Here is a 25,522-nt window from a genome sequence, read left to right as displayed (position 1 = left end):
AGTAAGCACACCTATTAGCGCCAGCATGTGTTTCTCCTTAATATTTTTATAAATTTATCTGCGTCGGAATGTATGAAAGTAAATACAATGTTAACTATGTGCAGAGGATTATATGTTTTATCAGTGCATTAATTTTTATCACAGTGTGCAAGGTGGTACTAATTTGTAAATCCGATGGAGTCATTTGACGCAAAGCTTAATGCTATTATTTGAAATAAAAATAACGTTATAGCAATTTTGTTTGGGTATAAAATATACCTTATAAACAGGGGGTTATTTAGGCTGTTGGGTTTGTTATGCTTAAACGCCTTTAGTGGGGATGAACTCACTCATCGAAATTAAAATGTGGTTAATGTGGGGTGAGTCATAAAAAGAAATTAACCGCCTTTTATTCATTTTAAAAACCGATAAAATAATTAATGATTCCGATGGCAGGAGTGTGAAATGAATCTTTCGATTAAGCAACTCAGGGCATTTTTAATATTAAGTGAGGCTGATAGTTTTACTCAGGCCGCCCGGCGGTTTAACCTTTCTCAGCCCGCGTTTAGTACCTTGATTGCATCACTGGAAGAGGAAATTGGCTACCGGCTATTCGACAGAGATACGCGGCGAGTGTTGTTGAATGCGGATGGCATTCATTTTCTCGATCTGGCGCGCAATATTGTTCAGAGCCACGACGATGCCGTGGGTGAAATCAAAGACCGGGTGGCAGGAAACAGCAACAATATCACCCTCGCGGTGTTGCCTTCGCTGGCGGTGGAGTGGCTACCTGAAATCCTGGTGAAATACAGTAAGAAGGTGCCACAAAGTAATGTGAAATTGATCGACACCCAGTGGGATCGCTGTCTGAAGGCGTTGCTGGATGGTCAGGCGGACATGGCGTTAACCGCCGGACAACCCTCGCTGACCACGTTCGATTCGACGCTATTGTTTTCGGATAAATTTTATCTGCTCTGCCATCGCGAACATCCTCTGGCGAAACAATCTTCGGTATCACTCAGTCAGGTCTGCGATTATCCCTTTATTGCTTTCAGCGTTGGGACCAGCATTCGGCAGTACACCGATAAGCTCTGTGAAAATCTGGCCATGAGTTTTGATTATCAACTGGAAGTACGACAGCTCACTACGATGATGGGCCTGATTGCTGCCAATTACGGGATCAGTATTACGACCGGATTGACCCTGTTCCAGTTCAACCATAAAGATATCGTGATTTTGCCGTTTGAAGATCTGGCGCTGGAACGGGCAATCTACCTGGTGACCCCGAAGGGACGGCATCCTGCACCTGGCGTCACGGCGTTTGCGGAGTTCATTACCTGCCAGGCGCATCAGTTCGCGTCAGAACATATGTGATGTTAGCCCCAGTAAAACCCGGTGGCGCTACACCCCATAACCCATCATTTTCAGCAGTCGCTGCGCGTGTTGTACCGCATCCTGACGGTGCGCTACGCCCAGTTTCTGATACAGATTACGGATATGCGTTTTGATCGTCGTCGCTGCTACCGCCAGTTCGCCAGCGATCTGCTCGTTGCTGTAGCCAGAATAAATCAGCCCCAGCACCTGCCATTCACGCTGCGTCAGCGGACTGGTGCGGATCAGTTCCGGTACTTCCGGATGGTTCAGCAGGCGCTCAACAAAGCCTTCGTCAAAGTGGGCGTACTTGTGGCGGTGATGCTGGTTGATTTCACGCAGAATGCGCTGCGCGCGGTGCTGATCCAGTTCCGGTAGTGTATTCAGTTGAATCAGCTGGCGTAACTGTTGCGCCATTGATTCGCCTTCAATCACAAAATGGCTGATGAATCCGGTACGATTGGCTAATTGCAGGGCATCAAGCAGCACGCGTTGAGCGTCATTTTTGCGTCCGGCCTGCCAGTACAACTGGTTAAGCAGCAGCAGGTTACGGTTCAGATCGCTCATCAGGCGAAGGCTGCGCGCGTTTTCATTCAGCTCTTCCAGTACGATCTCTGCGGGTTCAAATTCGCCCAGCAGAATTTGCGCTCTGGCGATATTGCGCCACTGGCCTTGCAGGAAGTGGTTGTTGGCGAACTCTGGTTTCGGCGTCTGGCGCAGCCAGTTGGCGGCCGACTTTTTATCGCCGGTCATTTGCCAGTAGATCACCCGAACCTTATCAGCGTTTGAGATCCAGTCACTGTGGTAGTGACCGTTGCCAAGCAGATTCTCCAGACGGTTAAGATGGCTGCGGGCATTGTCCAGATCGCCACGGGCCAGCGAACACTGAACCAGCAGCGCCAGGCACTGTAGTTGCTGCTGCGGCTGAAAGGCGGAGAGCACTTCGATGCCGCTGCGCGCGGAGGCTTCGGCTTCGTCCAGTCGCGCCCACGCCCATAGCAGTTGGGCACGAATGCGCACCAGGAACTCGTGCATGGGCAACTGCTCCAGATGCTGATCTTTAATCAACTGGAACGCTTTCTCCTGGGTTTCCCAGGCGGCCTGCAAGAATCCCTGGGCAAAGAGAATTTCACTCTGCTGGATCAGGCTCCAGAGTGCGTAGTGCCAGACATCATGATGACGCGCCATCTGTTCGGTCTGCTGCATTAACGTCAAAGAGCGAGAGAGGTCGCCCTTACAGTGCAGCACTTCACCGTGTACCGAGGTCGCAACAATACGGCTGTAGTACAAGGCGATGGGCAACTCATCCAGCGCCTGTTTTGCCAGATGTTCAGCCTCATCGGGATTACCGTCGTTGATCGCCACCTGCGCGCGGAGCGCGTTAAACTCGGCGTGCAGCGTGCTGTCCATTACGCCCTGAATCTCTTGTTCAGCACGGGCCAGCAGGGTGTTCACTTCGCTATAGCGGTGCTGGCTCTGCATCAGCCAGGCCTGTAGCAATACCAGACGCGGATTCTCCAGCAGGCTTTCCCACGGTAGCGCTCTTAACGACTCTTCCAGCAGCGCCAGTTCGCTGTGGTTGAACAATCCCCAGGCATGGTTAAGCAAGATATCGCGCAGCATATGTGCATCGCCTGCCGCCAGCGCGTGGTGGATGGCCTCACTGGGGAAACCCTGCGCCATCCAACTCTCAGCGGCGGCGCGATGGATATCGGGTAACTCTGTTGCCAGTTCCCACTGGCAGCGCTGACGCAGGAAACTGCCAAACAGCGGGTGGTAGCTGAACCATTCGCCGGTGTCATCCATCCGTTGCAGGAAAAGTCCCTGACGCTCGATCTCTTCCAGCCGCATCTGACCGTTCTCTTCACCGGTCACACGAACGATCAGCGCGTCGTTCATTGAACGTAACACCGCGCTTTTCAACAGGAAGAGACGGGTGCTGACATCAACGCTGTCCAGCACTTCATCCACCAGATAATCCGAGAGATGGCTGGCGTTAATGCCTGCCAGACGACGTGCCGACTGGTGCGCAGAGTGGTTGTTCTGCCGTGCGGAGAGGGCGATGAGCTGTAATGCGGTTGCCCAGCCCGCCACATCGTCACACATCCGGCTGCTTTCGGCGGCTTCGATTGGGGAGGACAAGCGACGGTCAAAAAACTGTTTTGCTTCCTGATGATTAAAGGCCAACTGCTGGCTGCCTATCTCCAGAAGCTGATCGCGCACGCGCAGGTTGGCAATTCCCAACTGCGGTAAGTTACGCGACAGCACCACCAGCGTAAGATTTTCAGGCTGATGACGCAGGAAGAAGCGCATGGATTCATGAATCACAGGATTCGTGATCAGATGGTAATCATCGATGACCAGATACAGCGGGCGATGCCACTCCGCCAGTTCAATAAAGAGCTGTGCGAAAAGCGAGGTCAGACTGACATACTGACGTTTTTGCACCATCACTTCGCTGGTGGTGCAATGGCCGTTGGTGGCCTGCTGTACCGCGGCAATCAGATAGCTGGCAAAACGCTCTTGCTGGTTGTCTCCCTCATCCAGCGAGTACCAACCGAGCTCACTTTTCCCGGCGGCCCATTGCGAAATGAGCGTGGTCTTCCCATAACCTGCTGGACTTGTGATCAGGGCCAGCCTGAAATTGTTCGCGCCGGAAAGTTTAGCCAACAGGCGCTCACGAACCACCGTATGGTCGAGTCGAACCGGACGACTGAGTTTAGACGGAATCAACATAGTTAGCACTTCACTGTGGAAAATGGGGGACTGCGATTTTTTTTGCGCTTCGTAATTAATAGATATAAGGTCGGCCAGAAAGCACCTTAATGCAAGTTAAGAGGTCTTTTTGTGTTTCTGAATTTGCACTCTGTCACAAATCTTTATAACAATGACAGAAACCGCTTTCAATCGCGTGCAAGGCGCAAACCGTCTGGGTTGGAGGGGAGATTCTACGGGGTGAAATAGGATCATTTTATCCCTATGGTCTTTGCTTTTATTAGCGAAAGGGGCTCTATAACGTGACGAGAATTTAATATCAGTACGATTATTCCAACAGCCTTTTGATATTTCAGGTTAGAAACTATTTCTCCATTAACATATACCTGACGAGTGCTTTCTGAAATTTGCAATCACCGGGTGCTAACCTTGTCTTCAGTGCGGCGAATTTGTCACCTATCCTCATTCAGTACGCTACCTTTAAGTGGCGGCGATCACACTTTTTCGCTCATCCCCACTACTCCTCCCCGCCTAATCCAGAGTGGGATGAGGAAGGTCAACATTGAGCCTGGCAAACTAGCGATAACGTTGTTTTTTTACCAAAGGACCCGGAATTCCTATGTCACAGCCTACCTTCAATCAAGAGCAATTTCAGGCTGCCCTGACGCGTCAGTGGCAGCATTTCGGTTTACTGTCAGCTCACGAGATGACGTCCCGTCAATGGTGGCACGCCGTCAGCGGCGCGCTGGCGGAACTCCTCAGTGCACAACCTGTGGCGAAACCGGCGAAAAACCAGCGCCATGTGAACTACATCTCAATGGAGTTCCTGATTGGTCGTCTGACGGGGAATAACCTGCTTAACCTGGGCTGGTATCAGGCGGTGAGCGACGCGCTAAAAACGCATGACGTCAACCTGACCGATCTGCTGGAAGAGGAGATCGACCCGGCGTTAGGCAACGGGGGATTAGGTCGTCTTGCTGCCTGCTTCCTGGATTCGATGGCGACCGTGGGTCAATCTGCCACCGGTTATGGTCTGAACTACCAGTATGGTCTGTTCCGTCAGTCGTTTGCCGATGGTCAGCAAATGGAAGCGCCGGATGACTGGCATCGCGGCAGCTATCCGTGGTTCCGTCATAACGAGCAGCTTGATGTGCAGGTCGGTATTGGCGGCAAGGTGACAAAAGAGGGTCATTGGGAACCCGGTTTTGTGATTACCGGGCAGGCGTGGGATCTGCCGGTGCTGGGTTACCGTAACGGCGTGGCGCAACCGCTGCGCCTGTGGCAGGCCACTCATGCGCATCCGTTTAACCTGACCAAATTTAACGACGGCGATTTTCTGCGCGCTGAACAGCAGGGGATCGACGCCGATAAACTGACCAAAGTGCTTTATCCGAACGACAATCACACCGCAGGTAAGAAGCTGCGTCTGATGCAGCAATACTTCCAGTGCGCCTGTTCGGTAGCCGATATTCTGCGTCGCCATCATCTGGCGGGTCGCAAACTGCATGAACTGGCGGATTACGAAGTCATTCAACTGAACGATACCCACCCGACGATTGCGATTCCGGAACTGCTGCGTGTGCTGCTTGACGAACACCAGATGAACTGGGACGACGCCTGGGCAATCACCAGCAAAACCTTCGCCTATACCAACCATACCCTGATGCCAGAAGCGCTGGAGTGCTGGGATGAGAAGCTGGTGAAAGCGCTGCTACCGCGTCACATGCAGATCATCAAAGAGATTAACGATCGCTTTAAGAAACAGGTCGATAAAACCTGGCCCGGCGACAAACAGGTTTGGGCGAAGCTGGCAGTGGTCCACGACAAACAGGTGCGCATGGCGAACATGTGCGTAGTCAGCGGCTTTGCGGTCAATGGCGTTGCGGCGCTGCACTCCGATCTGGTGGTGAAAGATCTGTTCCCGGAATATCACCAGCTGTGGCCGAACAAATTCCATAACGTGACCAACGGCATCACGCCGCGTCGCTGGATCAAGCAGTGCAACCCGGCACTGGCCGCATTGTTTGATAAAACGCTGAAGAAAGAGTGGGCGAACGATCTCGACCAATTGATCAACCTTGAGAAGTACGCCGACGATGCTAAATTCCGCAAGACCTGGCGTGATATCAAGCAGGCGAATAAGGTGCGTCTGGCTGCGTTTGTGAAGGCCCGCACGGGGGTTGAGATCAATCCGCAGGCGATTTTCGACATTCAAATTAAACGCCTGCACGAGTACAAGCGTCAGCACCTGAACCTGCTGCATATCCTTGCGCTGTATAAAGAGATTCGTGAGAACCCGCAGGCAGACCGCGTGCCGCGCGTATTCCTGTTTGGCGCGAAGGCGGCACCGGGTTATTACCTGGCGAAAAACATCATTTTTGCCATTAACAAGGTGGCGGAAACCATCAACAACGACCCGAAAGTCGGCGATAAACTGAAAGTGGTATTCCTGCCGGATTACTGTGTGTCAGCGGCAGAAATGCTGATTCCGGCGGCGGATATCTCCGAGCAGATCTCCACCGCAGGGAAAGAGGCTTCCGGTACTGGCAATATGAAGCTGGCGCTCAACGGCGCGCTGACGGTCGGTACGCTGGACGGCGCGAACGTGGAAATCGCCGAGAAAGTGGGTGACGAGAATATCTTTATCTTTGGTCATACCGTGGAAGAGGCGAAGGCGCTGAAAGCTAAAGGCTACGATCCGCTGAAATGGCGCAAGAAGGATAAAGTGCTCGATGCCGTGCTGAAAGAACTGGAAAGCGGGAAGTTCAGCGGCGGTGATAAGCACGCCTTTGACCAGATGCTGCACAGTCTGGGCAAACAGGGTGGCGATCCGTATCTGGTCATGGCGGACTTTGCGGCCTATGTTGAGGCGCAGAAACAGGTGGATGTGTTGTATCGTGACCAGGAGGCCTGGACGCGTGCGGCGATCCTGAACTCCGCACGCTGCGGTATGTTCAGCTCGGATCGCTCCATTCGCGATTATCAGACCCGAATCTGGCAGGCGAAACGCTAAGGAAGCGCGATGGATCACAAACGTCTGGATAATGCCGCGCTGGCGGCGGGGATCAGTCCCAATTATATCAATGCCCACGGCAAACCGCAGTCAATTGGTGCCGAAACCAAGCGACGTTTGTTGGATGCGATGCACCGTACCGCCGCCGCCACAAAAGTGGCGGTGACGCCGGTGCCGAATGTGATGGTCTACACCGCAGGCAAAAAGATGCCGCTGGCGGTGGAAGGACACGGTGAATTTAACTGGCTGTTGACCACCGAAGAGGGGGAGCAGTTTAAGGGGCATGCCACTGGCGGGAAGTCTTTTAATCTGCCGACAAAGCTGCCGCTGGGCTATCACACGCTGACCCTGACGCAGGATGAGCAGCGCCACCATTGTCGTGTCATTGTGGCGCCAAAACGCTGCTATGAGCCGCAGGCGCTGCTGAACGGCCAGAAACTCTGGGGGGCCTGTGTTCAGCTGTATACGCTGCGTTCAGAGCGCAACTGGGGGATTGGCGACTTTGGCGATCTGAAGTCGATGCTGGCGGATGTGGCGAAGCGTGGGGGCGCGTTTATCGGCCTCAACCCGATCCACGCGCTCTATCCGGCAAACCCGGAGAGCGCCAGCCCGTACAGCCCGTCCTCGCGCCGCTGGCTGAACGTCATTTACATCGACGTGAACGCCGTAGACGATTTTCGCCTGAGTAAAGAGGCGCAGGCCTGGTGGCAGAAGCCCGCCACCCAGAAGGCGCTGCAACAGGCACGGGACGCTGAATGGGTTGATTATTCCACCGTCACCGCGCTGAAAATGACGGCGCTGCGCATGGCGTGGAAAGGGTTTGCCGCGCGCGACGATGAGCAAATGGCGGCGTTCCGGGCGTTCGTTGCTCAGGAAGGCGATAGTCTGTACTGGCAGGCGGCGTTTGATGCGCTGCATGCCCATCAGGTGAAAGAGGACGCATTGCGCTGGGGCTGGCCGGTCTGGCCGAAGGCTTATCAGTCGATTGATTCGCCGGAGGTGAAAAAATTCTGTCTCGAGCATCATGATGAGGTGGATTTCTGGCTCTGGCTGCAATGGCTGGCATACACCCAGTTTGCCGCCTGCTGGGAGACCAGTCAGGGCTTTACGATGCCGATTGGCCTGTATCGCGATCTGGCGGTAGGCGTGGCGGAAGGTGGGGCGGAAACCTGGTGCGATCGCGAGCTGTATTGCCTGAAAGCCTCCGTTGGCGCGCCGCCGGATATCCTCGGCCCTCTCGGTCAGAACTGGGGGCTGCCGCCGATGGATCCGCATATCATCACGGCGCGCGCCTACGAGCCGTTTATCGAACTCCTGCGGGCGAATATGCAAAACTGCGGCGCGCTGCGCATCGATCACGTGATGTCGATGCTGCGTTTGTGGTGGATCCCCTACGGTGAAACCGCCGACCAGGGGGCCTATGTTCACTATCCGGTAGACGACCTGCTGTCGATTCTGGCGCTGGAAAGTCAGCGTCATCACTGCATGGTGATTGGTGAAGATCTGGGGACCGTTCCGGTGGAGATTGTTGGCAAGTTGCGAACCAGCGGCGTGTACTCTTACAAAGTGCTCTATTTTGAGAACGACCATGAGAAGAACTACCGTGCGCCGAAAGCGTATCCGGAACAATCAATGGCTGTCGCGACGACGCATGATCTTCCTACGCTCAAGGGCTATTGGGACAGCGGTGACCTGACGCTCGGCAAAGCGCTGGGACTGTACCCTGATGAAGCGGTGCTGCGCGGACTGTATCAGGACCGTGAGCGTGCGAAACAGGGGCTATTAGATGCGCTGCATAAGTACGGCTGTCTGCCAAAACGGGTCGGACATAAGGCCTCGCTGATGGCGATGACGCCGATGCTCAATCGGGGGATGCAGCGTTATATTGCCGACAGTAACAGCGCGTTATTAGGGTTGCAGCCGGAAGACTGGCTGAATATGGCGGAGCCGGTCAACATTCCGGGTACCAGTTCGCAGTACAAAAACTGGCGTCGTAAGCTTTCCACCACGCTTGAAGCGATGTTTGCCGATGAACGGGTGAACAAGCTGATTAAGGATCTGGATAAGCGGCGAAAAGCGGCAGCGAAGAAGAAGTGAAAATAAAGAACCCGCCAGTAGGCGGGGTCTTTTTTAGCGTTAAACCACGGTTCCCAGCAGCAGACACCCAATCAGGCCGCAAACAGAGATAATGGTTTCCAGCATCGACCAGGACTTGATGGTCTCGCCGATCGTCAGGTTAAAGTACTCTTTGAACAGCCAGAAGCCTGGATCGTTCACGTGAGAGAAGATGACGCTACCGGAACCGACGGCAATCACCATCAACTCAGGGCTGACGCCGGTGGTGGCGATCAGCGGTGCAACAATCCCACCCGCGGTAATGGCGGCAACGGTAGCGGAACCCAACGCGATACGCAGAACGGCGGCGATAGACCACGCCATTAGCAGCGGAGAAATGTTGGTTTCATGCATCATGGATGCAATGTATTTGTCCACGCCGCTGTCGACCAGTACCTGCTTGAACGCACCGCCACCACCGATGATCAACAGCATCATCGCGATAATTTTGATGGAAGAGATCAGCGTATCGTTAATCTGATCCATCGAACGACCACGGTTCAGACCGAAGGTGAACATAGCGATCAGCACCGCAATCAGGGTTGCCATCACCGGGTCACCAAAGAACTCGGCAACAGGCAGGAAGGCGTGGCCTTTCGGCAGGATCATTTCTGCAATGGCACGCATCGCCATCAGCACAACCGGAACCAGTGAAGTCCAGACACTGACGCCAAAGCTCGGCATCTCTTCTTCAGTGAAGGTTTTCGCGCTGTACAGACCTTCCGGAATAGGCTTATCAATGCCTTTCAGGCAGCGGGCAAAGACTGGACCTGCCAGAATCACGGTCGGGATTGCCAGAATCGTACCGAACAGCAGAGTTTTACCCATATCAGCATGGAATATGGTGGCGATAGCGGTCGGGCCCGGGTGCGGCGGCAGGAAGCCGTGCGTTACGGAGAGCGCGGCGGCCATCGGAACACCGACATACAGCAGCGGAATGTTGGCGGCGGCCGCAATGGTAAAGACCAGCGGCAGCATCAACACGAAGCCCACTTCATAGAACAGTGCAAAACCAACGGTGAAGCCTGTTAATACTACGGCCCACTGAATGTGTTTCTTACCAAATTTTGCAATCAGCGTAGTGGCGATACGTTGCGCACCTCCGCAGTCCGCCAGCATTTTGCCCAGCATGGCGCCAAACCCCATAATCAGGGCAAGACTCCCCAGAGTACCGCCGACGCCGGCTTTGATGGAGCCAATGACTTTATCCAGCGGCATTCCTTGCATCAATCCAACCGCAAGCGCCACCAGGACGAGAGCGATGAAACCGTTCATTTTGAAGCGGATCATCAGGAGTAATAACAAGATTACACCGATAGCAACGATGACTAATGGCATGATTTACCTGGCCTTTCGATTTGTTATGGGTAACGTCAATGTTTTGACGACAAACTACGTTTGTCCCAACCGGGAACAGAGACGTAACAGCACCTCGACGGATTACCCTTAAAACTGTCTAGTTTAGTCGGATGTTAAGTGTGTGTTTGGTGCCCACAGGAATGATACGGGTAACATAGGGTGATTGAGAATCACCCCGGCAGGCAAAATTTAAATTATGCGAGGCAGGTCAAATTATCGGAGAGGATGTTGCAGAATATGTTGAGAGGGCGCAGCCCGATCGCGTATTGCCCGATAAGCGCAAGCATAATCGGGTAATACGCGGGCAGAGAACTTAGTAGTAAGAGTGTTCGCCGCGCTGGTGTTCGGTCAGGTCGCGAACGCCTTTCAGCTCAGGGAATTCGTTCAGCAACTGCTTTTCGATCCCTTCTTTCAGGGTCACGTCGACCATGGAACAGCCGTTACAGCCGCCGCCAAACTGCAGAATCGCGTAGCCTTCGTCGGTGATTTCCATCAGAGAAACACGACCGCCGTGACTGGCAAGCTGCGGGTTAATCTGCGATTGCAGCATATACTCCACGCGCTCCATCAATGGCGCATCATCAGCCACTTTACGCATTTTCGCATTCGGCGCTTTCAGCGTCAGTTGAGAGCCCAACTGATCGGTCACAAAATCGATCTCAGCGTCTTCCAGATAGGGCGCACTCAGTTCATCAACATAAGCGGTCAGCAGGTCAAATTTCAGGGCGGTGTCGGTTGCTTCCACGGCGTCCGGCGGACAATAAGAAACACCACATTCAGCGTTAGGCGTACCGGGATTAATCACAAATACACGGATTTGCGTCCCTTCTTCCTGATTTGCCAGCAGTTTGGCAAAGTGCGCTTGTGCAGCATCGGAAATACGGATCATAGTAATGGCCTAATAGTTGACTATTTTAGTTGGTTATAATACGCCCATCATCGAGGCTCTACAAGGTTCGACACAGGCACCATACCTGGACAGTCGCCGCGCCGTTGCGTAAAAGCAGTTGCGCTACCTCCGCGACGGTGCTCCCGGTCGTGATGACATCATCCACAACAACCATATGGAGTCCCTTCACCGGCAATTCAAGGCGAAAGGCATTTTTCAGGTTACGCCTGCGTAATCTGGCGCTGAGATGGTGCTGAGTGGCGGTGGGACGAATGCGCGTGACGCTCCGACTATCCCAGGGACAGCGCAGCCAACGAGACAGCGACTGGCATAACAAATCGCTTTGATTAAATCCTCTGCGCCAGTGGCGGCGCTGCCAGAGAGGGACGCTGATCAGCCTGTCCGGCAGGCGCAGGCCGGTCTGACGGCGCGCCAGTAATACCTCCAGCAACAAAACGCGTGACAGCGCTGGAGCGATCTCACTGCGTCGGGAAAACTTAAGCTGATGGATAAGTGTGCTGAGCGGCGGGGCGTAGTCGCTGACGGTAATCAGTCGCTGCCAGGGCGGCGGTTTTTGCAGACAGCAACCGCAGGGAAGCGTGGGGTGCACAGAGGGGAGTCCGCATCGTGGGCAGAGCGGCTCATGCCGACGCACCGTGCGTTCACAGACGGAACAGATCCCCCAGCGACTGAGCGCCAGCGGCATTCGGCATAGCCAGCATAATCCCGGTACTGTTAGCATAGGTTCATCCTTGTTGGCGAAAAGAGAACAGTAACTGATGAATGACATCTGGTGGCAGACCCTTGGTGAGGGAAATTGTCATCTTGTGCTGCTGCACGGATGGGGACTTAACGCCGAAGTATGGCATTGCATTAACGAGGAACTGAGCTCGCATTTCACGCTGCATTTGGTCGATTTGCCAGGCTTTGGCCGCAGCCAGGGTTTTGGGGCCATGACGCTTGGGGAGATGGCGGAGCGTGTGTTGGAGCAGGCGCCAGAGAAAGCTATCTGGCTTGGCTGGAGTCTTGGGGGATTGGTGGCAAGCCAGGTGGCATTAGCCCATCCAGAACGCGTTCTGGCGCTGGTGACCGTGGCGTCATCACCCTGTTTCAGCGCGCGTGACGGGTGGCCGGGGATCAAACCCGATGTCCTGGCGGGATTCCAGCAGCAACTCAGCGAAGACTTCCAGCGAACAGTGGAGCGTTTTCTGGCATTGCAGACGATGGGGACGGAAACGGCGCGTCAGGATGCCCGCGCGCTAAAGAAAACGGTACTGGCGCTGCCGATGCCGTCAGTTGAAGTGCTTAACGGCGGGCTGGAGATCCTCAAGACGGTTGATTTGCGTGAACCGCTAACAGCGTTAACGGTGCCGTTCCTGCGTTTATACGGCTATCTGGACGGGCTCGTTCCCCGCAAAGTGGTACCACTGCTTGATGCACTGTGGCCAGAAAGCGAGTCGCTGATCTTTGCGAAGGCGGCGCATGCCCCATTTATTTCGCATCCTGATGCGTTTTGTCAGGCGCTGGTGGCGCTGAAGCAAAGGCTATAACACCAGGAAAAGCGCCCGGAAAGTGTATTCCTTTACCGGGCCTGTGCGATTAATGGTTCTGCGTGATTAAGTCATCGGCGGTAAGCCCGGTGATTCTGAGAATGGTGGGACGGTCGATGCCATCAGTCAGCATGGTGGCGGCGATGCGCAGTGCTTCCTCGCGTTTACCCTGCTTCAAGCCCTTTTCCAGACCCTTTTCCAGCCCTTCCTGTAATCCATTGATATGGCCCTCCTGAAGACCATTGCGATGTCCTTCCTGGCGTAATCTTTCGGCGATAGTCATCAAGCTCTCCTTGTGTTCGGGTAATCGTTCGGCCATGCCATGTATAAAATCGCGAAAGCGATTGGTGTCGCCTGCCCGCAACAGATAATTAAACAGAGCTTTCAATTGGTTGTCATTAGCGTGCCCCGTAATAAGCAGAGTCGCCAGTTTTTCCACTAAGCCCATTAAATCCCGCTTGCGGATGTGTTTTTGCACCAGTTCCAGTAGTGCTACACGACGATGCTGCATAATCTCATCATCAGGAACGACGGTAATATCCACCAGTGGTAAAGATGCGCCATACAGTCGTCGTGCGGCGTCCGGGTTATCAAATTCGTCCAACCAGCAGAGCGAAAAAGGATAGGGACTGACCGTACCGTGATAAAACAGCATGGGTATCACCAGGGGAAGCGTCTGGTGGCCGGCATCCAGATGTCGTTGCATTGCCGCAATGGCGTAGCGCATGAGACGAAATGCCATGTGCGGATCTGCGGTGCTCTGATGTTCAATGACGACGTAGATATATCCCTCTCCTTCGCGGGTTTTGAGTGACCACAGCACATCGCAATAGTAGGCGCGCAGCGCTTCTTCAATAAAACTCGTCGATTCCAGTTTCAGCGTCTGTAGGTCGCAAAGCGAACGCAATGAGGCAGGAAGGTGGAGTTGAAGAAAATCCTGCGCGGTCGCCGGGTGGCTCAAAAATGTTTTGAAAATCGCATCGTGCGGTGTCGTACTGGAAGCCGTATTCATGGCGATCCCTCACCGGAATAAAAGATGGCGTGACTCTATCTGGCTGGAGGGGAGGAAAGCATCTTCCTGTTGTTAACAATGCGAAGAAGGTGGGAGGAAATCGTTGGCTTACTGAAAGTGATTTAGTTTTATGGAACCTGGTGCGCAAAATACCGGATGGCGACGTTCACTGCGCCATCCGGCGTAAATCTAACGCAGCATCCACCATTCACGCAGACAGGCTTTGCCTTCCGGGCAACTCTTGCAACTTCCGGAGAGACAGCCGTCAGGCTCCTCCTGAATCCGTGTGGCTTTACCCATTGTCTCCAGTTGATTGAGCATGGCGTCGATCATCGGCTGCGGCGTATGCAATGTACGGCTGATTTGCTCTGCCTCCATGCGTCCTTGCAAGGCCAGTAAATCGCGAACCTGAATTAGCGAAGCCATTGTGACACCTTAGTGGCAATCGCCGGTGGTGGCGCGGGTACAGCAGTCGCTGGCGTTTTTCCGCGTTGCCAGCAGATTGACATTCACCCGGCTCCGCGCCCGACGCAGCAGTTCCAGAACCACAACGTTAAACAGAATCACAGCCAGGATGCAGACCAGACTGTAGCGCGGGTGCTCACTGTAGCTGGCAACCTGGTAGAACACGGTTGACAGCGAGTAGGCGATGTTCAGACCCCACAAAATGGAGAACCCCATCCAGCCGCGGCTGGATTCACGGGCAATTGCCCCCATTACCGAGATGCACGGAACGTACAGCAGGACGAAAATCAGGTAGCTATAGGCCGCTGCGGCGCTGCCAAATTTCGCATCCATTACGCCCATTGCGCCGGTCGCCATTTCACCGTCGCCTTTGCTGGCTTCGATAGGGTTTGCCAGCACGCTCAGGCTAAAGGTATCTTTCAGGCTCTGCCAGGTTTCATCCAGCGCGCTCAGTAGTTCATCCCCAAGATTAAATTCAGCCGGATTAAATTCCTCATCCTGAATATTTTCCGCGGTATAGAGCGTGTTGAGCGTCCCGACCACCACTTCTTTTGCCATCGCTCCTGTGAACAGTCCGACCGTTGCCTGCCAGTTGTCTTCGTGAACGCCAATCGGCTTGAAGATGGGGGTGATGGCACGGCTGACGGAGGCCAGCGCTGAATCGTTGATGTTATCGACAATTTTGCCGCTCAGCGAGAAGCTGTTAAACGCGCTCAGGAAGATGCTGACAATGACGATCACTTTCCCGGCACGCAGCACAAATCCTTTCAGGCGCTGCCAGGTCTGGATGATCAGACTCTTGATATGCGGAACGTGATAAACCGGAAGCTCCATGACAAACGGGGAGGCTTCGCCACGCATAATGGTGTGTTTGAGCATCAGGCCGGTGAGCACCGCCATCACAATGCCCAACACGTACAGCGAGAATACCGCCAGTGCGCCATTTTGCCCGAAGAAGGCCGCGGCAAACACGGCGAAAATCGCCAGTCGCGCACCACAGGACATGAACGGAGCCATCATGATTGTCATCAGACGCTCGCGTGGCGCATCCAGGGTACGGGCTCCCATCACCGACGGTACGTTGCAGCCAAAGCCGACAATCAGTGGGACGAACGATTTACCCGGCAGTCCCAGCGCCTGCATCAAACGGTCCATCACAAACGCCGCCCGCGCCATGTAACCGGAGTCTTCGAGGAACGAGAGGAACAGGTACATCATGCCGATCTGCGGGACCAGCGGCAGAACAGTGTTAATCCCGCCGCCCAGCCCTTGCGCGAGGAAGATGGTCAGCCAGTCCGGGAAGTGAAGGGTATAGCCGATCCACTGAATCCCATGAATAAAGATCGCCACAGAGCCGGCATCAAAAATCGGGGCCAACGCGCCGCCAATGTTTATGGCGAGCAGGAACATCAGGTACATCACAAACAGGAAAATAGGCAGACCCAGAAAACGGTTGAGGATGATTTTGTCCACTGCCGTCGTAAAGCGGCTGGGCTCTGCCGTCAGGGTGTTGCTTACCACGTCGCAGATCGCCGCAATGCACTGGTAACGCGCATCGGCGATATGTAGCGCCGGATCGTCCATCTCATCACTCAGATGCGCCAGAGAAATCTCCAACTGCGCCGCGGCGTCACCAGCGTATGCCCGGCTATAGATATCCCCTTCCAGCATTTGCAGGCCGAGCCAGCGACGCTGTTGTGCTGGCATCTCTTTTGCCATTGCGTTCGCCAGTCTATCGGCCTCACGCAGCAACGGCTGGGCGTAATGCACCAGTTCGACGTTTTCATTTTCGCTGTGGCGGTCAATCGCCAGCTTCAGCGCTTCAATACCGCGTCCGCGAGTGGAAACCAGCGGGACAACCGGGCAGCCAAGACGGGCTGAAAGGGCATCGATATCAATCCGGATTTGCTGTTTTTCCGCAATGTCGAGCATGTTGAGTGCGACAATGCAGGGAATGCCCAGCTCAAGCAGTTGTAGCGTCAGATAGAGATTACGTTCAAGGTTTGAGGCATCCACCACGTTAATTAACAGGTCGGCGTCGCCGCTCAGAATATAGTGGCAGGCAATCTGTTCATCCAGAGAGGTTTGTGAAGAGATGGTGGTGAGCGAATACGTGCCGGGCAGATCGACCAGCGTGACCTGATGATCCGTGGTTGAAAATTGCCCCTCTTTACGTTCCACCGTGACCCCGGCCCAGTTGCCTACGCGTTGTCGGGCGCCGGTCAGTTGGTTAAACAGCGTCGTCTTGCCGGAATTTGGATTACCAATTAAGCCAATGGTTAATTTTTTCATCGTTATAGACTCACTGTATTAACAGGAAACCGCTTCCAGTTCTAATAATGCCAGGTCTTTTTTACGCAATACCAGGCTAACGCGGCGTGTTTCAATATGAACAGGATCGCCTAAGGGGGCGACGCGCACTACGTTAAATGAGGACCCCGGAAGCATGCCGAGGGAGAGCAGTTTCTGACGGTATGCAGGGCTTATTTCACGGGCAAAGCCGGTAATTTTCCACGCAGTATCTGGAGCAAATTGCATAAGAGCCTACTTGTTTCTCACTCACTGGATGTTTACCTCATGGGGCAAAGTGGCGCGGCATGAGACCAGATGATTAGCCAACGAAGGAAAGACTAAATATTCTACAATACAATGATAATGAGAATGGTTTTTATCTTCAACCGATTAAATGTGACGGAATGTTGGTTTGAATAATAATCTGCGCCATTTTTGATATGGCTCAAAAATAATAACCGCCAGGTGAAATGATTTGAATTTTTAATAAATTAACGTTGTTAATGTTTAATTAAGGTTTCATCTGTTAACGAGGTGAAAAATACAGTGGGGATGGTGAGAGAGAACAGTGACAATATGCCGGATACGATGTTTCCATCGCTATCCGGCACATAATCCAAACTTAACGTTTTTTACCCATTGCTGCCGCCAGCGCATCCATCATCGCGCTGTTGCCAGCGGGCTGCGCTTCACGGCTACGCGGTTTTGCCACTTTTGCTGCCGGACGGTCGTTTCCGCCGCCGCCACGACGGGAATTGGTTTCACCCGGCTGTTCGTCCAGGCGCATCGTCAGGGCAATACGCTTACGCTGCAGGTCAACTTCCAGCACTTTCACCTTCACGATATCGCCAGCTTTCACCACGGTATGCGGATCTTCGACGAACTTGTTCGATAGCGATGAGATATGGACCAGGCCATCCTGGTGAACGCCGATATCCACAAACGCGCCAAAGTTGGTGACGTTGGTGACCGCGCCTTCGAGAATCATCCCCGGCTGCAGATCGTTCATGGTCTCCACACCATCGGCAAACTGCGCGGTTTTGAACTCCGGACGCGGATCGCGCCCTGGTTTCTCCAGTTCTTTAATGATGTCGCTGACGGTTGGGACACCAAACTTGTCGTCGGTGAAATCGACGGCTTTCAGATTGCGCAGTTCGCTGCTGTTACCCATCAGGTCTTTCAGGGCCTGTTGAGTTGCCGCCAGAATGCGCTCCACGACCGGATACGCTTCCGGGTGAACCGTGGAAGCATCGAGCGGGTTATCCCCATGGTTAATACGCAAGAAACCTGCGCACTGCTCGAAGGCCTTCGGTCCCAGACGACTGACTTTCAACAGTTGCTGACGATTCTGGAACTGGCCGTTCTCATCGCGCCAGGTCACGATATTCTGCGCCATCATGCGGGTCAGACCGGCCACGCGGGTTAACAGCGGAACCGATGCCGTGTTCAGGTCGACGCCGACGGCGTTTACACAGTCTTCCACCACTGCATCCAGCTTGCGGGCTAACTGCGTCTGGCTGACATCATGCTGATATTGACCAACCCCGATCGATTTCGGATCGATTTTCACCAGCTCAGCGAGGGGATCCTGCAGACGACGCGCAATAGATACCGCGCCACGCAGCGAGACGTCGAGATCCGGGAACTCCTGGGCCGCCAGTTCTGACGCGGAATAGACTGACGCGCCGGCTTCGCTGACGATCACTTTCTGCGCCGTCACTTTCGGGAACTGTTTCTGTACGTCGAGGAAGAAGCGCTCGGTTTCGCGTGAGGCGGTGCCGTTACCAATTGCCACCAGTTCCACGTTGTACTTTTCGCATAATGCCGCTACCACCACGGCCGCTTTCGCCGCCTGACCGGTGTGAGGATAGATGGTATCGGTGGCGACCAGTTTACCGGTGCCATCCACTACCGCGACTTTTACCCCGGTTCGCAGACCCGGATCGAGACCCATGGTGGCGCGCAGACCTGCCGGTGCCGCCATCAGCAGGTCGTGCAGGTTGCGGGCAAATACGTTAATCGCTTCGTCTTCTGCACGTTCGCGAACGGTTCCCATCAGCTCCGTTTCGAGATGCATCAACACCTTGATGCGCCACGTCCAGCTCACCACGCCTTTACGCCAACTATCAGCCGGCGCGTTGTTCAGACGCAGACCGAGGTGATCCATGATGATCTGTTCGCAGTGGCTCTCTTTCGGCGGCTCATCGAATTGCGGGTCGGCGTTCAGCGAAAGCTGCAACACACCTTCATTACGACCGCGGAACATGGCCAGCGCGCGGTGAGAAGGTACGGATGCAATTGGCTCGTGATGATCGAAGTAGTCGCGGAATTTCGCGCCTTCTTCTTCCTTGCCGCCGATCACGCTGGCAACCAGATGGGCATTTTTCCACAGGTAGTCACGCACCTTTGCCAGCAGTGCAGCGTCTTCGGCAAAGCGTTCCATCAGGATATAGCGCGCGCCATCAAGCGCGGCTTTGCTGTCGGCGATACCTTTTTCGGCATCAATATACTTCGCCGCTTCGGTTTCCGGATCGTGCGATGGGTTGTTCCACAGCAGGTCGGCCAGCGGTTCCAGACCGGCTTCAATTGCTATCTGGCCACGGGTGCGGCGTTTCGGTTTATACGGGAGATACAGATCTTCGAGCTCGGTCTTACTTAACGTGCCGTTGATGGCGTTGGCCAACTCATCGGTCAGTTTGCCTTGTTCGGAAATGGACTTGAGAATGGCCTGACGGCGCTCTTCCAGTTCACGCAAATAGCCCAGTCGGGTCTCCAGATTACGCAGTTGCGTATCATCCAGGCCGCCGGTGATTTCCTTACGGTAACGTGCGATAAACGGCACGGTGTTCCCTTCGTCAAGCAGGCGAACGGCTGCGGTGACCTGGTCGGCCCGGGCCTGAATTTCACCCGCAATAATGCGGCAGAAAGAATCATTCATCATGGATTAGCTTCATCTACTGAGTAAAAAATCAGGGAACAGTTATACGGATTGGCGGGCAAAAACGCCAGCCATAGAGCGGGGCTTCGGATTGTTCCTGCTCATTTTACGTATTCAATCGCATTCACATACCAGCTCGCTTCCCCGCCAGGTGTGTTGACCACAGCGAGATCGCCGACCTCCTTTTTCAGTAGCGCGCGCGCCATAGGCGAGTCAATGGAGATGTAATCTTTGCGACCGAAAATTTCATCGTAGCCGACAATCCGAAAACGGCGGATGTCGCCATCGTCATTCTCGATCTCGACCCATGCGCCGAAAAACACTTTGCCTTCCTGCTGCGGGGAGTAATCGACAATCTTCAAATTCTCCAGGCATTTGGTCAGATAGCGGACGCGCCTGTCGATTTCACGTAGTCGCTTTTTATTATACTGGTAGTCGGCATTCTCGCTGCGGTCACCCAGACTCGCCGCCCAGGTCACCTTCTTAGTGACTTCCGGGCGTTCTTCACGCCAGAGGTAATTGAGCTCGCTTTTGAGTTTTTCGTACCCTTCCCGGGTGATCAGAGGCGTTTTCATCTTATTGATTACCTTTAAGTCTGTGACGATGCGCACAATTCGTATTACGTCACCCTGCTAACAGAATAAATAATGTGCGGCGCGTTTCATTGTATACTTAAGCTGCTGTTAAATATGCTTTGTAACAATTTAGCCTGGAATTCATACCAGAATTCGCTGGTGGCGAACGTAAGCTTTTTTAAGAATACATACCTTCAATTGTTGCGAACCTTTGGGAGTACAAACAATGCAAGAGAACTATAAAATTCTGGTGGTCGATGACGACATGCGCCTGCGTGCGCTGCTGGAGCGTTATCTGACTGAGCAGGGCTTCCAGGTTCGAAGCGTCGCTAACGCCGAGCAAATGGATCGTCTGCTAACCCGCGAATCTTTTCACCTTATGGTACTGGATCTGATGCTGCCGGGTGAAGATGGCCTGTCTATTTGCCGCCGTCTGCGCAGCCAGAGTAACCCGATGCCGATCATTATGGTCACGGCGAAAGGTGAAGAAGTTGACCGCATTGTCGGCCTGGAAATCGGCGCCGATGACTATATCCCGAAACCGTTTAACCCACGCGAGCTGCTGGCACGTATTCGCGCGGTGTTACGTCGTCAGGCGAACGAACTGCCAGGCGCACCTTCTCAGGAAGAGGCCGTCATTGCTTTTGGTAAGTTCAAACTGAATCTGGGAACGCGTGAAATGTTCCGCGAAGACGAGCCGATGCCGCTCACCAGCGGTGAATTTGCCGTGCTGAAGGCGCTGGTAAGCCACCCGCGTGAGCCGTTGTCCCGTGACAAACTGATGAACCTGGCGCGTGGCCGCGAGTATTCCGCGATGGAACGTTCCATCGACGTACAGATTTCCCGTCTGCGTCGTATGGTCGAAGAAGATCCCGCGCATCCGCGTTACATTCAGACCGTATGGGGTCTGGGCTATGTCTTTGTACCGGACGGTTCTAAAGCATGAGGCGAATGCGCTTCTCGCCACGAAGTTCATTTGCCCGCACGCTGCTGCTCATCGTCACTCTGCTGTTTGTCAGCCTGGTGACGACTTATCTGGTGGTGCTGAACTTTGCGATTTTGCCGAGTCTCCAGCAGTTTAATAAGGTCCTGGCCTACGAAGTGCGTATGCTGATGACCGATAAACTGCAACTGGAGGACGGCACGCAACTGGTGGTGCCTCCCGCTTTTCGCCGGGAAATTTACCGCGAGCTGGGGATTTCTCTCTATTCCAACGAAGCCGCCGAAGAGGCCGGACTGCGCTGGGCCCAACACTATGAATTCTTAAGCCATCAGATGGCGCAGCAGTTGGGCGGCCCGACGGAGGTGCGTGTTGAGGTCAACAAAAGCTCGCCAGTCGTCTGGCTGAAAACCTGGCTGTCGCCCAATATCTGGGTACGCGTGCCGTTAACGGAAATTCATCAGGGCGACTTCTCCCCGCTGTTCCGCTATACGCTGGCCATCATGCTTCTGGCGATAGGGGGAGCGTGGCTGTTTATCCGTATACAAAATCGCCCCCTGGTGGATCTCGAGCATGCCGCGTTGCAGGTTGGGAAAGGCATTATTCCACCGCCGCTGCGTGAGTACGGCGCGTCTGAGGTACGCTCAGTGACCCGTGCCTTCAACCATATGGCGGCCGGGGTGAAGCAGTTAGCGGATGACCGAACGCTGCTGATGGCGGGGGTCAGTCACGATCTTCGCACGCCGCTGACGCGTATTCGTCTCGCGACGGAAATGATGGGTGAGCAGGATGGCTATCTGGCGGAGTCCATCAACAAAGATATCGAAGAGTGCAACGCGATCATTGAGCAGTTCATCGACTATCTGCGTACCGGACAGGAAATGCCGATGGAGATGGCCGATCTTAACGCCGTGCTGGGCGAGGTGGTGGCAGCAGAAAGCGGCTATGAGCGTGAAATTGATACGGCGCTACAGCCGGGCAGCATTCAGGTGAAAATGCATCCGCTGTCTATTAAGCGTGCGGTGGCCAACATGGTGGTTAACGCTGCGCGCTATGGCAACGGATGGATCAAAGTCAGCAGCGGGACAGAACCTCATCGAGCCTGGTTCCAGGTGGAGGATGACGGCCCCGGCATTAAACCTGAACAGCGCAAACACCTGTTCCAGCCGTTTGTGCGTGGCGACAGTGCGCGCAGCACCAGCGGTACCGGGTTAGGGCTGGCAATTGTGCAGCGTATTATCGATAACCATAACGGTATGCTGGAAATTGGGACCAGTGAGCGGGGCGGGCTCTCCATCCGCGCCTGGCTACCGGTTCCTGTGGTCCGTGTCCAGGGGACGACAAAAGAGGCATAAAAAAGGGAGGCACAATGCCTCCCTTGTTCTTTCTGTTGGCCGGATAAAGCAGAAACGATCGTCCGGCCTGGTTGCTTACAGCTTCGGTCCGGCGCTGACCAGCGCTTCGCCAGCCGGCGTATCCGTGTATTTCTCGAAGTTCTCAATGAACAGTTTTGCCAGCGCGGTAGCTTTTTCCTGCCACTGTTCCGGAGACCCATAGGTGTTGCGCGGGTCGAGAATTCGGGTGTCCACGCCCGGCAACTCGGTCGGGATCGCCAGATCAAACATCGGCAGGTTGAAGGTTTCCGCATCGTCCAGAGAACCGTTCAGAATGGCGTCGATGATGGCGCGGGTATCTTTGATGGAGATACGTTTGCCCGTACCGTTCCAGCCGGTATTGACCAGGTAAGCCTGCGCGCCTGCGGCCTGCATGCGTTTCACCAGGACTTCAGCATACTGCGTCGGGTGCAGCGACAGGAATGCCGCGCCGAAGCAGGCGGAGAAGGTTGGCGTCGGCTCGGTGACACCGCGCTCAGTACCGGCCAGTTTGGCCGTGAAGCCAGACAGGAAGTGGTACTGCGTCTGGTTGGCTGTCAGGCGAGAAACCGGCGGCAGCACGCCAAAGGCGTCAGCGGTCAGGAAAATCACCTTCGTGGCATGACCGGCTTTGGAAACCGGTTTAACGATGTTGTCAATGTGATAGATCGGATAGGAAACGCGAGTGTTCTCGGTTTTCGAACCGTCGTCAAAATCGATAGTCCCATCGTCGCGAACGGTGACGTTTTCTAACAGCGCATCACGGCGGATGGCGTTATAGATTTCCGGTTCCGCTTCTTTTGACAGCTTGATCGTTTTTGCGTAGCAGCCGCCTTCGAAGTTGAACACGCCGTCATCGTCCCAGCCATGCTCGTCATCGCCGATCAGACGACGTTTCGGGTCGGTGGAGAGCGTGGTTTTCCCGGTGCCGGAAAGACCGAAGAACACGGCAACGTCGCCTTTCTCGCCTACGTTGGCAGAACAGTGCATTGATGCAATGCCTTTCAACGGCAGCAGATAGTTCATCACCGAGAACATGCCTTTCTTCATTTCGCCGCCGTACCAGGTACCGCCAATCAGCTGGATACGTTCGGTCAGGTTGAAAGCGACAAAGTTCTCGGAATTCAGCCCCTGCTCTTTCCACTGTGGGTTCGTGCACTTCGCGCCGTTCATCACGATAAGTCAGGTTCAAAACCTTCCAGTTCGTCATCGCTTGGGCGAATAAACATGTTCTTCACGAAATGAGCCTGCCACGCCACTTCAGTAATGAAGCGGACAGAAAGGCGGGTGTCGGCGTTTGCGCCGCAGAAAGCATCAACGATAAACAGACGTTTGCCGGAAAGTTGTTTGGTCACTAGCCCTTTCAGGTGCTGCCAGGTTTCCTGGGACAGCGGTTTGTTGTCGTTCTTGCCTTTTCCTTTGTCGGACCACCACAGCGTGTCACGCGTGGTGTCATCACGAACAATGTACTTATCCTTCGGCGAACGTCCGGTGAAAATACCGGTATCAACTGCAACGGCACCCAGGTTCGTTAATACTCCGCGCTCGTAACCTTCCAGGCTTGGGTCTAGCTCTTCCTGGTAAAGGGTTTCATAGCTTGGGTTGTAAACGATATCCTGAACGTCGCTGATACCATAAGCCTTGAGATCTTGCGGGGTTAATCGTTTCACGCGCATATCACTGCTCCTTAGCCAATATGTATTACCTGAAATAATAAGGTTTTTGTTGGGGTGTTAACCGCGACAAGGCTCATAGATTTACTTATCTGGACAAAATCACGATTGACTGAAAACGCTGTGACTCCAGTCACGAAGCGGGGCTTATTATGGCAGGAATGACTTTTTAGTTGTGGAAAATGTTCTTAAAAGGTTAAAAATTAGTATTTATCACGGAGATGTTGTGAGTGTAATCGCATTCATGTAGAAAATTAACAAAACGCTTACATACAAAATATCGATTCACCACGAAAGAAAATTTTAGCAAAAAGTGCGGAATAAATGGCGAGCGGTCGGAGACGCATCGCGTCGTCCGACCGGTTCAGGAGATCGATCAGTGGACCTGCGGATCGGCAGGGGAGGCGTTATTGCGGATCTCGGCAATATCCATAGCGTTGAACAGGTAGTGACTCCCGCAGTAGTCGCAATGCATATCAATTTCGCCTTCTTCCGCCAGAATGCTGTCTACCTCTTCGTCCGGCAGTGTTTTCAGTGCACCGGCACAGCGCTCGCGCGAGCAGGTACATTTGAACTCAACGTCCTGTGGATCGTAGAGAGTGACCTCTTCTTCATGGTACAGACGCCACAGCACATCATTGGCCGGCAGAGTCAGTAACTCTTCTGCTTTGATGGTTTCGGTCAGCGCGGCCAGATGATCAAAGTCATCCGCCTGCGCATCCTGTGCCGGCATCACCTGTAGCAGCATCCCACCCGCTGCGGCCTTCCCGTCGACGTCGCCCGTTCGAATGAACAGACGGGTCGGCAACTGCTCAGAACGCAGGAAGTAATCTTCCAGACATGCCGCCAGCGTATCGCCTTCCAGCCCGACAACGCCCTGATAACGCTCGCCTTCTTCCGGCGTAATGGTAATCACCAGATAGCCGTTACCGACCAGGGTTTTCAGGTCTGCATTATCCGGGATCTCGCCCTGGACGCGCGCCACGCCGCGCATCTGCTGATTGTTGTTGCCGTTGATCACCGCGAGGCTCAACGGACCATCGCCCTGGAGCTGAACGGTAATGTCACCGGCGAACTTCAGCGTCGCGGTAAGCAGGCTTGTGGCGACCAGCAACTCAGCCAGCACCGTTTTTACCGGCTGCGGATACGTATGGTTTTCGAGGATCTGTTGCAGGGTTTCCGATACGGTTACCAGTTCGCCGCGCACGGCAAAGTTTTCAAACAGATAGCGGTGTAATTGGTCATGTTGCGGCATAATCATCT

At 54.1% G+C, this 25,522-nt stretch carries 17 protein-coding genes and 1 pseudogene; 6 read left to right on the top strand and 12 right to left on the bottom strand.

Features of this window, described 5'->3' with window-relative positions:
* The first annotated feature begins 444 nt into the window (after positions 1-444).
* Positions 445-1,353: a LysR family transcriptional regulator gene (locus I6L53_RS21115; RefSeq protein WP_042322921.1), complete on the top strand. Its 909-nt coding sequence runs from the start codon at positions 445-447 to the stop codon at positions 1,351-1,353.
* 27 nt (positions 1,354-1,380) lie between these two features.
* On the opposite strand, the gene malT is transcribed toward I6L53_RS21115, so the two are convergent.
* Entirely contained in the window at positions 1,381-4,086 is a 2,706-nt protein-coding gene (gene malT, locus I6L53_RS21110; protein WP_042322919.1) for an HTH-type transcriptional regulator MalT, read from the bottom strand.
* 598 nt (positions 4,087-4,684) lie between these two features.
* Here malT and malP point away from each other — a divergent pair.
* Positions 4,685-7,078, top strand: a complete 2,394-nt coding sequence (malP, locus tag I6L53_RS21105; protein ID WP_217124957.1) for a maltodextrin phosphorylase — start codon at positions 4,685-4,687, stop codon at positions 7,076-7,078.
* A gap of 9 nt (positions 7,079-7,087) precedes the next feature.
* On the top strand, positions 7,088-9,175 hold the full coding sequence (malQ, locus tag I6L53_RS21100) for a 4-alpha-glucanotransferase (RefSeq protein WP_042322916.1): 2,088 nt from the start codon (positions 7,088-7,090) through the stop codon (positions 9,173-9,175).
* Positions 9,176-9,214: 39 nt separating this feature from the next.
* Here the strand turns inward: malQ and gntT are convergent, their stop codons facing one another.
* The 3 genes from gntT to gntX form a co-directional block, all read right to left on the bottom strand.
* Entirely contained in the window at positions 9,215-10,531 is a 1,317-nt protein-coding gene (gene gntT / locus I6L53_RS21095; protein ID WP_042322914.1) for a gluconate transporter, read from the bottom strand.
* A 334-nt stretch (positions 10,532-10,865) separates the two neighbouring features.
* Positions 10,866-11,441: a Fe-S biogenesis protein NfuA gene (gene nfuA, locus I6L53_RS21090; RefSeq protein WP_042322912.1), complete on the bottom strand. Its 576-nt coding sequence runs from the start codon at positions 11,439-11,441 to the stop codon at positions 10,866-10,868.
* Between the two features lie 58 nt (positions 11,442-11,499).
* Positions 11,500-12,183: a DNA utilization protein GntX gene (gene gntX / locus I6L53_RS21085; RefSeq protein ID WP_042322910.1), complete on the bottom strand. Its 684-nt coding sequence runs from the start codon at positions 12,181-12,183 to the stop codon at positions 11,500-11,502.
* 37 nt (positions 12,184-12,220) lie between these two features.
* On the opposite strand from gntX, the gene bioH reads away from it, so the two are divergent.
* Positions 12,221-12,991, top strand: coding sequence for a pimeloyl-ACP methyl ester esterase BioH (gene bioH, locus I6L53_RS21080; protein WP_042322908.1), 771 nt, complete (start codon positions 12,221-12,223; stop codon positions 12,989-12,991).
* A gap of 49 nt (positions 12,992-13,040) precedes the next feature.
* Here bioH and I6L53_RS21075 read toward each other — a convergent pair whose 3' ends face one another.
* The 6 genes from I6L53_RS21075 to greB form a co-directional block, all read right to left on the bottom strand.
* A complete protein-coding gene (locus I6L53_RS21075; protein ID WP_042322905.1) occupies positions 13,041-14,003 on the bottom strand; it encodes an Rpn family recombination-promoting nuclease/putative transposase in 963 nt (320 codons plus the stop codon).
* A 189-nt stretch (positions 14,004-14,192) separates the two neighbouring features.
* The gene (feoC, locus tag I6L53_RS21070; RefSeq protein ID WP_042322903.1) at positions 14,193-14,429 is read right to left on the bottom strand and encodes a [Fe-S]-dependent transcriptional repressor FeoC; all 237 of its coding nucleotides are present in this window, start codon (positions 14,427-14,429) and stop codon (positions 14,193-14,195) included.
* A gap of 9 nt (positions 14,430-14,438) precedes the next feature.
* Positions 14,439-16,760, bottom strand: a complete 2,322-nt coding sequence (gene feoB / locus I6L53_RS21065) for a Fe(2+) transporter permease subunit FeoB (protein WP_042322902.1) — start codon at positions 16,758-16,760, stop codon at positions 14,439-14,441.
* Positions 16,761-16,778: 18 nt separating this feature from the next.
* The gene (gene feoA / locus I6L53_RS21060) at positions 16,779-17,006 is read right to left on the bottom strand and encodes a ferrous iron transporter A (protein ID WP_042322899.1); all 228 of its coding nucleotides are present in this window, start codon (positions 17,004-17,006) and stop codon (positions 16,779-16,781) included.
* Between the two features lie 376 nt (positions 17,007-17,382).
* Positions 17,383-19,701, bottom strand: coding sequence for a Tex family protein (locus I6L53_RS21055; protein ID WP_042322898.1), 2,319 nt, complete (start codon positions 19,699-19,701; stop codon positions 17,383-17,385).
* A 98-nt stretch (positions 19,702-19,799) separates the two neighbouring features.
* Positions 19,800-20,273 carry a transcription elongation factor GreB gene (greB, locus tag I6L53_RS21050; protein ID WP_042322896.1) on the bottom strand — a complete coding sequence of 158 codons (474 nt, stop codon included), beginning with the start codon at positions 20,271-20,273 and terminating at the stop codon, positions 19,800-19,802.
* A 226-nt stretch (positions 20,274-20,499) separates the two neighbouring features.
* Here greB and ompR point away from each other — a divergent pair, with 226 nt between their 5' ends.
* Positions 20,500-21,219, top strand: coding sequence for an osmolarity response regulator transcription factor OmpR (gene ompR, locus I6L53_RS21045; protein ID WP_001157751.1), 720 nt, complete (start codon positions 20,500-20,502; stop codon positions 21,217-21,219).
* A complete protein-coding gene (gene envZ, locus I6L53_RS21040) occupies positions 21,216-22,568 on the top strand; it encodes a two-component system sensor histidine kinase EnvZ (protein WP_042322894.1) in 1,353 nt (450 codons plus the stop codon). The genes ompR and envZ overlap by 4 nt, the downstream gene beginning before the upstream one ends.
* A 75-nt stretch (positions 22,569-22,643) precedes the next feature.
* On the opposite strand, the pseudogene pckA reads toward envZ, so the two are convergent.
* Together pckA and hslO are read right to left on the bottom strand one after the other, a co-directional pair.
* Positions 22,644-24,262 (bottom strand): annotated as a pseudogene (gene pckA / locus I6L53_RS21035) (phosphoenolpyruvate carboxykinase (ATP)).
* A gap of 373 nt (positions 24,263-24,635) precedes the next feature.
* Complete coding sequence (hslO, locus tag I6L53_RS21030; protein ID WP_042322892.1) at positions 24,636-25,514, bottom strand: Hsp33 family molecular chaperone HslO; 879 nt, start codon at positions 25,512-25,514, stop codon at positions 24,636-24,638.
* Positions 25,515-25,522 lie beyond the last annotated feature (8 nt).

The sequence above is a fragment of the Citrobacter farmeri genome, from assembly GCF_019048065.1.
Lineage (GTDB): Bacteria > Pseudomonadota > Gammaproteobacteria > Enterobacterales > Enterobacteriaceae > Citrobacter_A > Citrobacter_A farmeri.
Note: the sequence above shows the minus strand (reverse complement) of the source record. Positions and strands in the feature narration are given on the sequence as shown.

Bases quoted from the DNA above. Each gene is read 5' to 3' on its own strand.
- gntX (WP_042322910.1), bottom strand. From the start codon at position 12,183: ATGCTAACAGTACCGGGATTATGCTGGCTATGCCGAATGCCGCTGGCG.
- feoB (WP_042322902.1), bottom strand. From the start codon at position 16,760: ATGAAAAAATTAACCATTGGCTTAATTGGTAATCCAAATTCCGGCAAG.
- nfuA (WP_042322912.1), bottom strand. From the start codon at position 11,441: ATGATCCGTATTTCCGATGCTGCACAAGCGCACTTTGCCAAACTGCTG.
- malP (WP_217124957.1), top strand. From the start codon at position 4,685: ATGTCACAGCCTACCTTCAATCAAGAGCAATTTCAGGCTGCCCTGACG.
- malT (WP_042322919.1), bottom strand. From the start codon at position 4,086: ATGTTGATTCCGTCTAAACTCAGTCGTCCGGTTCGACTCGACCATACG.
- I6L53_RS21075 (WP_042322905.1), bottom strand. From the start codon at position 14,003: ATGAATACGGCTTCCAGTACGACACCGCACGATGCGATTTTCAAAACA.
- envZ (WP_042322894.1), top strand. From the start codon at position 21,216: ATGAGGCGAATGCGCTTCTCGCCACGAAGTTCATTTGCCCGCACGCTG.
- malQ (WP_042322916.1), top strand. From the start codon at position 7,088: ATGGATCACAAACGTCTGGATAATGCCGCGCTGGCGGCGGGGATCAGT.
- gntT (WP_042322914.1), bottom strand. From the start codon at position 10,531: ATGCCATTAGTCATCGTTGCTATCGGTGTAATCTTGTTATTACTCCTG.
- hslO (WP_042322892.1), bottom strand. From the start codon at position 25,514: ATGCCGCAACATGACCAATTACACCGCTATCTGTTTGAAAACTTTGCC.
- feoC (WP_042322903.1), bottom strand. From the start codon at position 14,429: ATGGCTTCGCTAATTCAGGTTCGCGATTTACTGGCCTTGCAAGGACGC.
- I6L53_RS21115 (WP_042322921.1), top strand. From the start codon at position 445: ATGAATCTTTCGATTAAGCAACTCAGGGCATTTTTAATATTAAGTGAG.
- greB (WP_042322896.1), bottom strand. From the start codon at position 20,273: ATGAAAACGCCTCTGATCACCCGGGAAGGGTACGAAAAACTCAAAAGC.
- I6L53_RS21055 (WP_042322898.1), bottom strand. From the start codon at position 19,701: ATGATGAATGATTCTTTCTGCCGCATTATTGCGGGTGAAATTCAGGCC.
- ompR (WP_001157751.1), top strand. From the start codon at position 20,500: ATGCAAGAGAACTATAAAATTCTGGTGGTCGATGACGACATGCGCCTG.
- feoA (WP_042322899.1), bottom strand. From the start codon at position 17,006: ATGCAATTTGCTCCAGATACTGCGTGGAAAATTACCGGCTTTGCCCGT.
- bioH (WP_042322908.1), top strand. From the start codon at position 12,221: ATGAATGACATCTGGTGGCAGACCCTTGGTGAGGGAAATTGTCATCTT.